Origin of the sequence: Cellulomonas algicola (assembly GCF_003851725.1) — a bacterium.
Classification (GTDB): Bacteria; Actinomycetota; Actinomycetes; order Actinomycetales; family Cellulomonadaceae; genus Cellulomonas; species Cellulomonas algicola.
Genome location: NZ_BHYL01000247.1, coordinates 1 through 13712, shown reverse-complemented (window position 1 = coordinate 13712; position 13712 = coordinate 1). Strand labels below are relative to the sequence as shown.

The 13712-nt window shown below is 73.1% G+C and carries 14 protein-coding genes; 6 read left to right on the top strand and 8 right to left on the bottom strand.

Features of this window, described 5'->3' with window-relative positions:
* Positions 1-18: 18 nt before the first annotated feature.
* The 3 genes from CTKZ_RS15170 to CTKZ_RS15160 all read right to left on the bottom strand — a co-directional run bounded on the left by CTKZ_RS15170 (position 19) and on the right by CTKZ_RS15160 (position 3862).
* The gene (locus CTKZ_RS15170) at positions 19-1104 is read right to left on the bottom strand and encodes a BMP family lipoprotein (RefSeq protein ID WP_124343728.1); all 1086 of its coding nucleotides are present in this window, start codon (positions 1102-1104) and stop codon (positions 19-21) included.
* Between the two features lie 239 nt (positions 1105-1343).
* Positions 1344-2600 carry an amidohydrolase gene (locus CTKZ_RS15165; RefSeq protein WP_124343727.1) on the bottom strand — a complete coding sequence of 419 codons (1257 nt, stop codon included), beginning with the start codon at positions 2598-2600 and terminating at the stop codon, positions 1344-1346.
* Between the two features lie 116 nt (positions 2601-2716).
* Positions 2717-3862 carry a mannose-1-phosphate guanylyltransferase gene (locus CTKZ_RS15160; protein WP_124343726.1) on the bottom strand — a complete coding sequence of 382 codons (1146 nt, stop codon included), beginning with the start codon at positions 3860-3862 and terminating at the stop codon, positions 2717-2719.
* A gap of 195 nt (positions 3863-4057) precedes the next feature.
* On the opposite strand from CTKZ_RS15160, the gene sdhC reads away from it, so the two are divergent.
* The 6 genes from sdhC to CTKZ_RS15135 all read left to right on the top strand — a co-directional run bounded on the left by sdhC (position 4058) and on the right by CTKZ_RS15135 (position 8742).
* Positions 4058-4450 carry a succinate dehydrogenase, cytochrome b556 subunit gene (sdhC, locus tag CTKZ_RS15155; RefSeq protein ID WP_124343725.1) on the top strand — a complete coding sequence of 131 codons (393 nt, stop codon included), beginning with the start codon at positions 4058-4060 and terminating at the stop codon, positions 4448-4450.
* Complete coding sequence (sdhD, locus tag CTKZ_RS15150; protein WP_124343724.1) at positions 4450-4908, top strand: succinate dehydrogenase, hydrophobic membrane anchor protein; 459 nt, start codon at positions 4450-4452, stop codon at positions 4906-4908. Before sdhC ends, sdhD begins: the two co-directional genes overlap by 1 nt.
* 56 nt (positions 4909-4964) lie before the next feature.
* Positions 4965-6815: a succinate dehydrogenase flavoprotein subunit gene (sdhA, locus tag CTKZ_RS15145; RefSeq protein WP_124343723.1), complete on the top strand. Its 1851-nt coding sequence runs from the start codon at positions 4965-4967 to the stop codon at positions 6813-6815.
* Positions 6815-7576, top strand: coding sequence for a succinate dehydrogenase iron-sulfur subunit (locus tag CTKZ_RS15140; RefSeq protein WP_124343722.1), 762 nt, complete (start codon positions 6815-6817; stop codon positions 7574-7576). The genes sdhA and CTKZ_RS15140 overlap by 1 nt, the downstream gene beginning before the upstream one ends.
* A 171-nt stretch (positions 7577-7747) precedes the next feature.
* Positions 7748-7921 (top strand): hypothetical protein, encoded by a 174-nt coding sequence (locus CTKZ_RS22050; protein WP_200829766.1) that lies wholly within the window; start codon positions 7748-7750, stop codon positions 7919-7921.
* Between the two features lie 26 nt (positions 7922-7947).
* Entirely contained in the window at positions 7948-8742 is a 795-nt protein-coding gene (locus tag CTKZ_RS15135) for a phosphotransferase (protein ID WP_124343721.1), read from the top strand.
* 115 nt (positions 8743-8857) lie between these two features.
* Here the strand turns inward: CTKZ_RS15135 and CTKZ_RS15130 are convergent, their stop codons facing one another.
* From CTKZ_RS15130 to CTKZ_RS15110, 5 genes are all read right to left on the bottom strand, one after another.
* Positions 8858-9853: a YihY/virulence factor BrkB family protein gene (locus CTKZ_RS15130; RefSeq protein ID WP_124343720.1), complete on the bottom strand. Its 996-nt coding sequence runs from the start codon at positions 9851-9853 to the stop codon at positions 8858-8860.
* A gap of 9 nt (positions 9854-9862) precedes the next feature.
* A complete protein-coding gene (locus CTKZ_RS15125) occupies positions 9863-10474 on the bottom strand; it encodes a 2'-5' RNA ligase family protein (RefSeq protein WP_124343719.1) in 612 nt (203 codons plus the stop codon).
* Positions 10471-11538 (bottom strand): tryptophan--tRNA ligase, encoded by a 1068-nt coding sequence (trpS, locus tag CTKZ_RS15120; RefSeq protein ID WP_124343718.1) that lies wholly within the window; start codon positions 11536-11538, stop codon positions 10471-10473. Before trpS ends, CTKZ_RS15125 begins: the two co-directional genes overlap by 4 nt.
* A 149-nt stretch (positions 11539-11687) precedes the next feature.
* The gene (locus tag CTKZ_RS15115) at positions 11688-12116 is read right to left on the bottom strand and encodes a twin-arginine translocase TatA/TatE family subunit (protein ID WP_124343717.1); all 429 of its coding nucleotides are present in this window, start codon (positions 12114-12116) and stop codon (positions 11688-11690) included.
* A 63-nt stretch (positions 12117-12179) separates the two neighbouring features.
* Positions 12180-13712 (bottom strand): S1C family serine protease (locus CTKZ_RS15110; RefSeq protein ID WP_307720312.1); only part of this gene is annotated, 1533 nt, incomplete at its 5' end.

The window sequence follows — 13712 nt, the reverse complement described above, 5'->3', positions numbered from 1 at the left end:
GGGCCGGACAGCGGTGGATCAGTTCTGCGAGGGAGACTCGACTGTGAGGTCACCGTCGACGATCTGCTGCTTCAGCTCGTCGATCTTCGTGACCACGTCCGCCGGGACGCTGCTCTCCAGGTCGTGGAACGGGGCGAGACCCACCCCCTCGTTGGCGAGGGTGCCCACGTAGGGCTCGGCGTCGAACTCGCCCTCGGCCGTGGCCGAGATGGTGTCAAAGACCGACTGGCCGATCTGCTTGAGGACCGACGTCAGGATGATGTCCTTGTACTGCGCGTACTTGGGCTGCTCCCAGAAGTCGGAGTCGACCCCGATGACCAGGACGCCCCCCGCGGCACGGGCAGCGGTCAGCGCGCCCTCCCCGACGGGGCCGGCCACGGGAAGGATCACGTCAGCGCCCTGCGCGATGAGGGCATTGGTTGCCTCCTCGCCCTTCGCGGTGATCTCGAACGTGTTCGTGAACGTGCCGTTCTGCGCGGTCTTGTCCCACCCGAGGACCTTCACCGCCGTGCCGTTGTCCTCGTTGTACTTCTGGACGCCGTCGTAGAAGCCGTCCATGAAGATCGTGACGGACGGGTACGGCTCGCCGCCGAACGTGCCGACGGCACCGGTCTTGGACATCGCGGCCGCGACGTACCCGGCGAGGTAGGCCGCCTCCTGGGTGTTGAACAGGAGGGGCTTGACGTTGTCGCGCGCCGGGTCGACACCGGAGTCGATCAGCGCGAAGTGCTGGTCGGGGTTCGCGTCCGCGGCCTCGGCTGTGGTGTCGGCCAGGTTGAACCCCACGGTGATGATCAGGTCGCAGGAGGCCTGGATCATCGAGTCGACGTTCGTCTTGTACTGGCCGGCGTCCGTCGACTCGGCCGTCGCCTGCTCGATGCCGAGCTCGTCGACGGCCCGCTCGAGGCCCTCGATGCCGGACTGGTTGAAGGAGTTGTCGTCGAATCCACCGAAGTCGGAGACCATGCAGCCCTTGAAGTCGGTCGCCGCGGCGGTGTCACCTCCGCCGGCGGTCTCGTTCGTGTCCTCGGGTGCGCTGCCACAGGCCGCGAGGGCGAGGGCGACGGCGCCGCCGAGCGCAGCCACACGGATGATCTTCTTCACGCGATTCTCCTGGTCTCGTCAGCCGACCGCCGGACGGCAGGTGGGCCGTCGCCGGGACGGTCGCGCCCGGCGTCGATGCTTCGGACAGTAGTGAGCGTCACGTGTCCCGCTTGTTACCAGGCGGTATCCGCCGAGGATCCGTTACCTAGTTGGAATGTCCGCCCAGGTGACGGACAAGGCGTCTCGACAGGAGAGACGGGCGACCCGGACATCGGACGCCCGTCCGACGACCTGCGGCGTCAGGGCCGCCCCGCGAGCAGCGCGGCCCTGGCCAGCAGCAGCGCCCCGGCCTCGACCGCGCGCTCGTCGACGCGGAGGTCGCCCTGGTGGATGTCGTACGTCCGGCCGCCGGGCGTGCGCGTGCCGAGCCGCGCCATCGCACCCGGCACCTTCGTCAGGTACCAGGCGAAGTCCTCGCCGCCGAGCGACTGCTCGGTGAGGAGCACCGCGTCCGGGCCCAGCACGTCGCGCGCCGCGGCCTCGAGCACGCCCGTCGAGCGCTCCTCGTTCTCGACCGGCGGCACCCCGCGGTGGTGGCGGACCTCCGCCTCGAGCCCGAGCGGCGCGACGACCTGCTCGACCGCCTGGTGGAACACGTCCGACGCCTTCTCCCACGCGCGGACGTCGAGGCAGCGCAGCGTGCCGCGCACCGTCCCGGACGCCGGGATCGCGTTGTGCGCCGTGCCCGCGTGCACCTCGCCCCACGTGAGGTTGACGCCCGAGCGCGGGTCCAGCCGACGGCCCAGGATCGCGGGCACCTGCGTGATGACCTGCCCGAGCCCGAAGACCAGGTCACCCGTCAGGTGCGGGCGCGACGTGTGCCCGCCCGAGCCCGTCAGCACGACCTGCACCTCGTCGCTCGCCGACGTGATCGGCCCGATGCGCGTCCCGACCTGGCCGACGTCGACCTTCGGGTCGCAGTGGATCCCGAAGATCTGCGCGACGCCGTCGAGCCCGCCCGCGTTGATGACGTCGATCGCACCGCCCGGCTGGACCTCCTCGGCGGGCTGGAAGACCAGCCGCACGCCGGTCGCGAGGTCGCCCGACGCCGCGAGCTCCGCGAGCGCGAGCCCCGCGCCCAGCACCGCGGCGGTGTGCACGTCGTGGCCGCACGCGTGCGCGACCCCGCGGTTCGTCGACGCCCAGGGCAGGCCGCACGCGTCGGCGACGGGCAGGCCGTCCAGGTCGGCGCGGAGCGCGATCCGCCGGCGCCCCGAGACGGCGGGCGACGGCCCGATGTCGCAGACGAGGCCGGACCCCGGCAGCAGGTGCGGGGACAGCCCCGCGAGGCGCAGGCGCTCCGCGACCACGCGCGTCGTCCGCTCCTCCGTGCGCCCGAGCTCCGGGTGCGCGTGCAGGTCGCGGCGGACCTCGACGAGCTCGTCGCGCAACGTGTCGAGCAGGGCCACGAGCCGCACCACCTGCGGGTCGGTCGACCGCGCGGGGACGTCGAGCGCCGGGACGAGCGTGGGGACGGAGGTGGACGTGTCGGGCACGCTCTCGACCTTAGCCCGCAGGGCGCGGACGGGCCTCGGCGTCCGCGGTGGCCGCGGCACGGACCGCGATCGGTGCCGCGTCGCAGGTCAGCCGCGCGCGGGCACCGCAGGCGCCGTCAGATCAGGTCGTCGCGGCCGCGGTCGCGCCAGCCGTCGACGGCCGACTTCACGGACTGCGCGTGCGCGCGCGTCGTGACGAGCACCGCGTCGGGGGTGTCGACGACGACCGCGTCGGGCAGGCCGACGACCGTCACGGTGCGCCCTCCGGCCGCGACGACGAGCGCGTCGGGGGCGTCGACGCGCAGCACGGTCGTGGCGTCACCGAGCGTGGGGTCCGCGAGGAGGCCGCCGAGGGACGCGAAGTCGCCGATGTCGTCCCACGTGAAGTCGCCGGGCACGACGGCCACGCCGCCCGCGGCGGCCACGGGCTCGGCGATCGCGTGGTCGATCGCGATCTTCGTCAGGGTCGGCCACACCCGGCCGAGCACCTCGTCGCGGTCCGGGCCGTCCCAGGCCCGGGCGATCCCGACGAGCCCGTCGGCCAGCGTGGGCAGCTGCGTCGCGAGGTGGTCGAGCAGCACGCGCGCCCGCACGACGAACATGCCTGCGTTCCAGCGGTACTCCCCCGTCGCCAGGTAGGCCGTCGCGGTCTCCTCGTCGGGCTTCTCGGTGAAGCCGCGCACGTGGTGCACGGTCGGCGCGTCGGCGAGGCCCAGCGGCTGGCCCGACCGGACGTACCCGAACGCCGTCGACGGCCCCGTCGCGCGGATGCCGACCGTCACGACGTAGCCCGCGCGCGCCGCGACGACGCCCTCGCGCACCGCGCGCTCGAACGCCTCGGTGCCGCTGATGACGTGGTCGGCCGCGAACGACCCGAGCACGACGTCCTCGCCGTGCCGCTCGAGCAGGACGGCCGCCGCGAGCCCGATCGCGGCCATCGAGTCGCGCGGCGACGGCTCGGCGAGCAGCCGGTCGCCGTCGACGCCGCCGACGAGCGTCGGCACCTGGGCGGCCACGGCGTCCGCGTGCCGGTGGCCGGTCACGACCAGCACGCCGTCGTCGCCGACGAGCGGGACGAGACGGTCGACCGTCGCCTGCAGCAGCGTGCGGCCCGACCCCGTGAGGTCGTGCAGGAACTTGGGGTGCCCGGCGCGCGAGAGCGGCCACAGCCGCGTGCCGGCGCCGCCGGCGGGGACGACCGCGTGGAAGCCCGGGATCGGACCCTGCGCGGGCACGGGCGAGGACGTGGACGCGGTCGACATGGCGCCCAGGCTAGCGGCGCCGGTCACCGGGCCCGCGGCGTGTGGAGTTGCTCACAAACGGCCGTCCGCGCGGGACCAAGGGCCCAGCCCGGCGGGGAGCGAGGGGGACGTGTCTATACAGTGAGACCGACAGGCACGGCGGGGTCAGGGACGTTCCCGCCGTGGCTCACCCCTGACTCGCCAGGAGGCCCCCCAGTGCCCGCAGCGCCTGCCAAAGCGCCGGCTGGAACGCTCTACCGAGGGCGCGAAGGCATGTGGTCGTGGGTCGCGCACCGCGTGACCGGCGTCGCCATCTTCTTCTTCCTGCTCGTGCACGTGCTCGACACGTCGCTCGTGCGGGTGTCGCCCGAGGCGTACAACGAGGTCATCGCCACCTACAAGAACCCGATCATGGGTCTGGGTGAGGCGGGGCTCGTCGCCGCGATCGTGTTCCACGCCTTCAACGGCATCCGGATCATCCTGGTCGACTTCTGGTCCAAGGGCACGAAGTACCAGCGCGTGATGCTCTGGGTCGTGCTCGGCCTGTTCGTCGTGACGATGGCCGGCTTCCTGCCCCGTCACCTCATGCACGTCTTCGGAGGTGAGTGATGAGCCTCGTCGCCGACCCCAAGGCCCCGCGTCCGCCCAAGGCGGGCCCCGGCCGACGCACCACGCGCGGCAACACCGAGCTCTACGGCTGGGTCTTCATGCGCGCGTCGGGCGTCCTGCTCGTCGTGCTGATCTTCGGGCACCTGTTCGTCAACCTGGTCGCCGGTGAGGGCGTCACGGCGATCGACTTCGGGTTCGTCGCCGGCAAGTGGGCGTCGCCGTTCTGGCAGGTCTGGGACCTGCTCATGCTGTGGCTCGCGATGATCCACGGCACCAACGGCATGCGGACGATCGTCAACGACTACGCCGAGAAGGACACGACGCGCCTGGTCCTCAAGGGCCTCCTGTACTTCGCGTTCGTCCTCGTCGTCGTGCTCGGGACGCTGGTCATCTTCACGTTCGACCCCTGCCCGACGGGCAGCCCGGCGGACCTGCTCCCCTCGTTCTGCACGGCCTGACGCCGACGTCGGACCACCCCCACCCCCAGCTCGCCAGCAGGAAGGCATCGCCACCGATGCAGACCCACCAGTACGACGTCGTCATCGTCGGCGCGGGCGGCGCCGGCATGCGCGCGGCCCTCGAGTCGTCGACGCGCGTGCGGACCGCCGTCATCTCCAAGCTCTACCCGACGCGCTCCCACACGGGTGCCGCGCAGGGCGGCATGTGCGCCGCGCTCGCGAACGTCGAGGAGGACAACTGGGAGTGGCACACGTTCGACACCGTCAAGGGCGGTGACTACCTCGTCGACCAGGACGCCGCCGAGGTCATGGCCAAGGAGGCCATCGACGCGGTCCTCGACCTGGAGAAGATGGGCCTGCCGTTCAACCGGACGCCCGAGGGCAAGATCGACCAGCGCCGGTTCGGCGGCCACACCCGCAACCACGGCGAGGCGGCCGTCCGCCGGTCCTGCTACGCCGCGGACCGCACCGGGCACATGATCCTGCAGACGCTCTACCAGCAGTGCGTGAAGAACGACGTCGAGTTCTTCAACGAGTTCTACGTGCTCGACCTGCTCGTCGACCACGACCTCGCGGCGGGCCACGTGCCCGACGGCGAGGAGGTCAACGTCTCGGGCGTCGTCGCGTACGAGCTCGCGACCGGCGAGATCCACGTCTTCCGCGCCAAGTCGGTCGTCCTCGCGACCGGCGGCGCCGGCAAGATCTTCAAGACCACCTCGAACGCGCACACGCTGACCGGCGACGGCATGGCGCTCGCGTACCGCCGCGGCATCCCGCTCGAGGACATGGAGTTCTTCCAGTTCCACCCGACGGGCCTCGCGGGCCTCGGCATCCTGCTGTCGGAGGCCGCGCGCGGCGAGGGCGGCATCCTGCGCAACGCGCAGGGCGAGCGGTTCATGGAGCGCTACGCGCCCACCATCAAGGACCTCGCGCCGCGCGACATCGTCGCCCGATCCATGGCCAACGAGGTCCGCGAGGGCCGCGGCGCCGGTCCGAACAAGGACTACGTGCTGCTCGACCTCACGCACCTCGAGCCCGCGCACATCGACGCGAAGCTCCCCGACATCACCGAGTTCGCGCGCACCTACCTGGGCGTCGAGCCGTACACCGAGCCCGTGCCCGTCTACCCGACCGCGCACTACGCGATGGGCGGCGTCCCGACGAACATCGAGGGCGAGGTCCTGCGCAACGCGACCGACGTCATCCGCGGCCTGTACGCCGCGGGCGAGGTCGCGTGCGTCTCCGTGCACGGGTCGAACCGTCTCGGCACCAACTCGCTGCTCGACATCAACGTCTTCGGCAAGCGCGCCGGCATCAGCGCCGCGCAGTACGCCGTCGGCGCGCAGTGGGTCGAGATCCCCGAGGACCCCGCCGCGACCGTCGAGGCCGAGCTCGAGACCATCCGCACCCGCGGCGACGGCGAGCGCGTGGCCGACATCCGCCGCGCGCTGCAGGAGACGATGGACGCCAACGCCCAGGTGTTCCGCACCGAGGAGTCGCTCGAGCAGGCGCTGTCCGACCTGCGCGCGCTGCGCAAGCGGTTCGCGTCCGTGAGCGTCCAGGACAAGAGCCGCACGTTCAACACCGACCTCCTCGAGGCCGTCGAGCTGGGCTTCCTGCTCGACATCGCCGAGACCGTCGTCGTCGGCGCGCTCAACCGCAAGGAGTCGCGGGGCGGGCACTTCCGGGAGGACTACCCGGACCGCGACGACAAGGGCTACATGCAGCACACGATGGCGTACCGCCGGCCGCTGGCCGCCAAGGGCCACCGCCTGTGGGGCAGCGACTCCGACGGCGACCACAAGGGGTCGTTCGCGCACACGACGGTCTTCGACGACTACCAGGTGGTGCTCGGGTCCAAGCCCGTCACCGTCACCCGCTACCAGCCGATGGAGCGCAAGTACTGATGACTGCCACGCTCGACGCCACCCCCGAGGTCGGGGCCGTGCCCTCGTTCGAGGTCACGCTCAAGGTCATGCGCTACCTGCCGTCCGACGACGGCGCCACGCCGGTCCCCCACTGGGACGAGTTCCGCGTGCAGGCGCACGGCACCGACCGCGTGCTCGACGCCCTGCACAAGGTCAAGTGGGAGCAGGACGGCTCGCTCACGTTCCGCCGCTCGTGCGCGCACGGCGTGTGCGGCTCCGACGCGATGCGCATCAACGGCCGCAACCGCCTCGCCTGCAAGACGCTGCTCAAGGACCTCGACCCGTCCAAGCCGATCACCGTCGAGCCCATCAAGGGCCTGCCGGTCGTCAAGGACCTCGTCGTCGACATGGAGCCGTTCTTCGCGTCCTACCGCGAGATCATGCCGTTCCTCATCACGACCGGCACCGAGCCCACCAAGGAGCGTCGCCAGTCCGCCGAGCAGCGCGAGCGGTTCGACGACACCACCAAGTGCATCCTGTGCGCCGCGTGCACGTCGTCCTGCCCGGTGTTCTGGACCGACGGCCAGTACTTCGGCCCCGCCGCGATCGTCAACGCGCACCGCTTCATCTTCGACAGCCGTGACGAGGGCGGTGCGCAGCGCCTGGAGATCCTCAACGACAAGGAGGGCGTGTGGCGCTGCCGCACGACCTTCAACTGCACCGAGGCGTGCCCGCGCGGCATCGAGATCACGAAGGCGATCCAGGAAGTGAAGCGTGCGATGATCACGCGCGCCTTCTGACCTGCGCACCACCGGGACCGCGGGGAAGGCGAGTGAAGCGTGCGATGATCACGCGCGCCTTCTGACGCACCAGCTCCACCGCGAGGCCGTCCCGTCGTCGGGGCGGCCTCGCGTCGTCCCCGGGACCTCCGGCCCCTCGACGCCCCCGGGGTGCGGTGCTTGGCTGGGCGCATGAACGCCGAGTGGCACGACGCGCACGTGCTGGGCCAGGGTGCGCCGATGGACGACCGCGTCGCGTGGCACCTCGCGCACGCGCAGGAGTGCGGCTGCCGCGACATCCCGCGCACGGTCCGCGAGGAGCTCGAGCGGCGCGGCGTCGAGGTCCCGGAGCGCGCGGCGCGCTGACGGGCCCGTCCCGTACGGTGTCGGTCGTGCTCACCCCCGACGCCACCGCCGCTCCCGGTCCCGGTCCCGACGCGACCGAGGTCGAGGTCCCGCTCGAGGGCGGCAACGTCGGCGGCGCGGTGCGCGTCGGCGACACCGTCCGCCGCCCGACCGGCCCGTGGACCCCCGCCGTGCACGAGCTGCTCGACTTCCTCGCGACGACGGACCTGCCGCACGTCCCGCGCGTGCTCGGCACCGACGACCAGGGCCGCGAGGTCCTCACCTACCTGCCGGGCCGTGTCGTGCCGATCGGCGTCGAGCCGCTCACCGACGGCCAGGTGCGGTCGGCGATGCGGTGGCTGCGGCACTTCCACGACGTCGTGGCCGGCTTCCCGCGCGACAGCCGGCGCTGGCGGTTCCTCGAGCGCGCGCTCGAGCCCGGCGAGATCGTCTGCCACCACGACGCGGCCATGTACAACATGTCCTTCGACGGCGACGAGCTCGCGGGCGTCTTCGACTGGGACGTCGCCGGTCCGGGGCACCCGATCGACGACCTCGCGATCTTCGCGTGGAACGCGCCGCTGCTGTTCCCCGACGGCGACCCGGCCGCCGCCGCGCACGGCCTGCGTGTGATGGCCGACGCGTACGGCGACGTCGCCCCGGCCGCGATCCTCGACCACGTGACCGTCCGCATGAGCGACGCGTCCGACCGGATCGAGGAGGGGCAGCGCCGCGGCGACCCCGGGATGCTGCGCCTCGGCGAGATCGGCGAGCCGGCCTCGACCCGCGCCCGGATCACCAGGCTGCGCCTCCACGCGCCCGCGATCCGCGCGCTGCTCTGAGCACGCCCGTCCACGTCGCGCGCCGTTCGCGTCGGCCCGCGTCCGGGCGCGTCCGAGCGCGTCCGGCCGCGCGCCGCGGTCGCCGGGGCTCCGGAGCCCTCGTCCGCCGTTCGCGTCAGTCCGTGCCCACCGGGCTCTCGACGTCCTCAGGCTTCTCCTGCGGCGGGTCCGCGGTCCACGCGGCGGCGAGCAGGACGATGCGCGCCAGCAGGTTGATCCAGATCAGCAGCGTGACGATGACGGCGAACGACGCGAGCACCGGGTTGCGCGTGGCGCTGCCCGCGACGACGGACGTGCCGAGCAGCCGGACGACGCCGATGCCCACGGCCGCGATGACGGCTCCCCAGCAGAGGTCCTTGAAGGCGGGCCGCTGCCCCGCGAGGAACCACACGACCAGCATGAACATCGCGGCGTCGACGACGAACGACACGAGCGCCGCCGCCACGGTGCCCGAGGTGTCCGGCCACCCGACCAGCGTGGTGAGCCAGTCGGACGCCGCGGTCGCCGCGGTCGTGAGCACGGCGGACACGAGGACCGCGAGCGCGATCCCGACGAACCCACCGAGCTCGCGCAGCTTCGAGAAGACCGCGTTGTCGCCCGTGACGCGCCCGAACATCGCGCGCACCCCGGTGCGCAGCGCCGCGGTCGCGGAGATCGCGCTCAGCACGAGGACGACCAGGGCCACGATGCCCGCGACCGTCAGCGCGGGGTTCAGCACGAGCGAGTCGGGGTCGATGAGCCCCGTGTTGGTCCCCGTGTCGATGAGCCCGGGCAGCGTGTCGTCGATCGCCGTGAGCACCTGCTGGCGGAGGTCGGCGTTGTCGCCGAGCACCGCCATGAAGATTGTGTAGCCGATGGTGAGCCCGGCGAACACCGAGAACAGCGCGGCGTACGCGATCCCGCCGGTGAGCAGCCCGCCCCCGGCAGCGCCGAAGCGGGCGTTCGCGCGCGCGGGACGCGTCTGCTGCCACCACGCGAGGACGGCCTTGGCACGCTCGACGAGCGACGGGCGCTTGCGCGGCAGCGACGCGTCCTCGGTCCGCTGCGCACGCGCCTGGGCGGCCCCCGAGCCGGCCGCCGGGCTGGTCACGTCCGTCGGCTCGCTCGTCATGCCTCGACCCTAGGTCGGGCGCACCGCTCCGGCATCCGCGTCGGACGCGTCGTCCGACGTCAGCAGGCCCACGGGTGCGGACCCGAGGTCAAGGGCGAAGTCCCGCACGGGACGCCAGACGCCGTCGTCGCCGTGCAGGTAGCTGTGGAACTCCGTGACCACGAACGCGGCCTCGAAGTCAGCGAGCCCGGCCGCGGCCGCGTCGAGCCGGTCGTCGGGCACCTCGTGCGCGACGGTGACGTGCGGGTGGTAGTCGAACCGGAGCTCCTGGTCGAGCACGCCGGTCCGGACCGACCGCTCGAGCGCCGCGCAGCCCTCGGCGCCGTCGGCGAGCTCGACGAACACCACCGGCGACACCGGGCGGAACGTCGCCGTCCCGCGCAGCCGCACGACGAACGGCGTGTGCCGCGCCGCGGCCTTCGTGAGGTGCTCCTCGACCTCCGCCATCTCCTCGGGCTCGACGACCGTCGGACCCAGCAGCGTGATGTGGGGCGGGATGAAGTCGGCGAGCGGGTCGCCGTAGCGGGACCGCGCGGCGCGCAGCTCGCTGCCCCACGGCTCGGGGACCGTGACGGCGACCCCGATGCGGAGCTGGTCGCCGGTGCGTTCCGGCAGCCTCATGCCCCGATCCCCACCCCGGCGTCGACCTCGTCGCGGACGACCCGGCGCGAACCCCGACGACGCAGCAGGCCGAACCGGTCGTAGAGGCGCTCGAGCGTCGGGGCCGCGATCTCCTGCGCCCGGTCGGCGCCGTCGGCGAGCACCGCGTCGAGGGACGCCGGGTCCGCGAGGTAGCCGTGCACACGCTCCTGGAAGGGCGTGAGGAACGCCAGCACGACCTCGGCGACGTCCTTCTTCAGGTCGCCGTAGCCCTTGCCCTCGTACTCCGCGACGAGCGCGTCCACGGGCCGGCCCGCGAGCGCCGAGTAGATCGTCAGCAGGTTGGAGATGCCCGGCTTGGCCGCCGGGTCGAAGCGGATCTCGCGCTCGGTGTCCGTGACCGCCGACTTGATGCGCTTCGCGATCACCTTCGGGTCGTCGAGCAGCTCGATCAGGCCGTTCGGGCTCTCGGCCGACTTGCTCATCTTCGACGTCGGGTCCTGCAGGTCGTAGATCTTCGCGGTCGCCTTGACGATGTGCGGCTCCGGCACGACGACCGTGTCCTTGCCGAACCGGTGGTTGAGCCGCTGCGCGAGGTCGCGGGACAGCTCGAGGTGCTGGCGCTGGTCCTCGCCGACAGGCACGAGGTTCGTGTCGTACAGCAGGATGTCCGCGGCCATGAGCACGGGGTACGTGAACAGCCCGACGGTCGTGCCCTCGGTCCCCTGCTTGCTCGACTTGTCCTTGAACTGCGTCATCCGGCCGGCCTCACCGAAGCCCGTCTGGCACGACAGCAGCCACGCGAGCTCCGCGTGCTCGGGGACGTGCGACTGCACGAAGAGGATCGACCGGGCCGGGTCGACACCCGCGGCGAGGAACTGCGCCGCCGTGCGGCGCGTCCGGTCCCGCAGGACCGCCGGGTCCGGGTTGACGGTCAGCGCGTGCAGGTCGACGACGCAGTAGATCGCGTCGTGGTCGTCCTGCAGCGCGACCCACTGCGTGAGGGCGCCCAGGTAGTTGCCGAGCTGGAGCGAGTCGGACGTCGGCTGCATCCCGGAGAAGATGCGCGAGCGGTGCGTGGCCATGCGGACCCTCAGTCCATTCTGTCGGTGCGCCGTGCCCGCCCAGGAGCGGGACGACGGGGTGCGTGCGGGGGGTGCGTCTGCGCGGGCGGCGGGACCGGTGAGGTGGACCTCGACCGGCCACGTCGGCGACCGCGCGCCGACGCGCTACGTCAGGTGGCTTCGTCGTCGAACGGTGCGCTCCGCCATCGCTCGCCCGGGTCGCCCGCGACCTTGACCCCGCCACCCTTCGAGGCAGCGGCCGCCGCAGCAGCGCCGCCGGCGGTCGCCGCGGTGGCACGGGCCGTCGGCGGGGTTCCAGCGGGAGGACGTCCGGACGTCGACGGCAGGTCGTCGAGCAGGGCCTCGCGCACGATCCGGCGCGGGTCGTACTTGCGCGGGTCGAGCGCCGCCCAGTCGACGTCGCGGGCCTCCTCGCCGAGCTCCTCGTCGACGCGCGCCTTGGCGTCGGCGGCGAACTGGCGTGCGCGCCGGACCCAGTGGCCCAGCTGCTCCGCGTACCTCGGCAGGCGCTCGGGGCCGATCACGAAGGCCGCGACGAGGAAGAGCACGAGCAGCTCCCCGCCGTTGATTCCGAACACCGGGTCAGGGTACCCCGCGCGGACCGCCGGCAGGCCCCGGTCGGCGGCCCGCCCGGAGGCGTCTCAGCGGGCGTCGGCCTCGTCGAGCCGGACCCGCACGTCGCGCTCGTCGGAGCCCGTCCGCACGCGCAGCACGACCGTCTCCCCGGGTGTCCGGGCCCGGATCGCGACGATCAGCTCGTCCGGGTCCGTGACGGGCCGGCCGTCGATCGCGAGGATCACGTCGCCGCGCCGGATGCCCGCTCGCTCCGCGGGGCCGTCGGCCGACACCGCGGGCGTCCCGTCCCGGTCCTCCGTCGACACCTGCACACCCTCGCCCACGTACCGCTGGTCCAGCAGCACGCCGATGATCGGGTACGTCGCCCGGCCCGTCTCGATGAGCTGCTCGGCCGTGCGGCGCACCTGCTCCGACGGGATCGCGAAGCCCAGGCCGATGCTGCCGCCCGACGTCGACGGCGTGCCCGGCGGCTGCGCGATCGCCGAGTTGACGCCGATCACCTCGCCCTTGGCGTTGACGAGCGGGCCGCCCGAGTTCCCCGGGTTGATCGCCGCGTCCGTCTGGATCGCGTTGATGAACGCGGTGTCCTCCTCGTCGCCCGCCGACACCGGCCGGTTGAGCGCGCTGACGATGCCCGTCGTGACCGTGCCCGCGAGGCCCAGGGGCGCGCCGATCGCGACCACCGGGTCGCCCACGACGACCGCGTCCGAGTCACCGAGCAGCAGCGGCGTCAGCCCGGTCACGTCGACCTTGAGCACCGCGAGGTCGTACTCCGACGTCCGCCCGACGACCGTCGCGCTCTCCTCGCTGCCGTCGGCGAACGTCACCGTCATCGACGTCGCCGCGTCCGCGGCCTCGGCGACCACGTGGTTGTTCGTCACGAGGTAGCCGTCCGCACGCAGCACGAAGCCCGAGCCCGTCGCCGTGCCCTGCGGCCCGTCGACCTCGATCGACACGACACTGGGCAGGACCGTCGCCGCGATGCCCGCGACCGACTCGGGCGCGCGCGCGACGTCCGCCGCACCCGGGACCGTCGTCGGCAGGCCCGCGTCCGCGAGGTGGTCGTCCTCGCCGAGCCGCGCGCCGAGCAGACCGCCCAGGACGCCCGCGACGAGCGCGAGCACCACGAGCGGCACCACCCAGACGACCGACAGCGCCCGCCGACGACGCCGCGGGGCGACGACCTGCGGGGTTCCCGCGTGCCCCGCGTCGCCGCCCGGCACACCGAGCGGGACGTAGCCCGCGGCGGCGTCACCCCGCGCGTCGGGACGGTACGTGGGGGCGGGGGCTCCGAGGGGGTGCTCCGCGGCGGCCGTCCCGAGGTCGACGCGCGACGCTGCCGCGGCCTTCCGGGCGGCGCGGCGGCTGACGCGTACGAACCGCGGGTCGGTGCGGGGGTCGGGCTGCGGGAACGGCGCACGGTCCGGGAACCCGGTCGAGGCGCCGCCCGGCACGCTGCCGGGGCCCGCCTGGCCGTAGCGCGGGTCGGGGCCGGGCTGGCCGTAGCGCGGGTCGGCACCGGCCCGGCCGTGGCGCGGATCGGTGCCGTGGGCGGCGTGCGACGTCCCCGTCGCCGCGCCACCGGAGGTCTCCGGCGA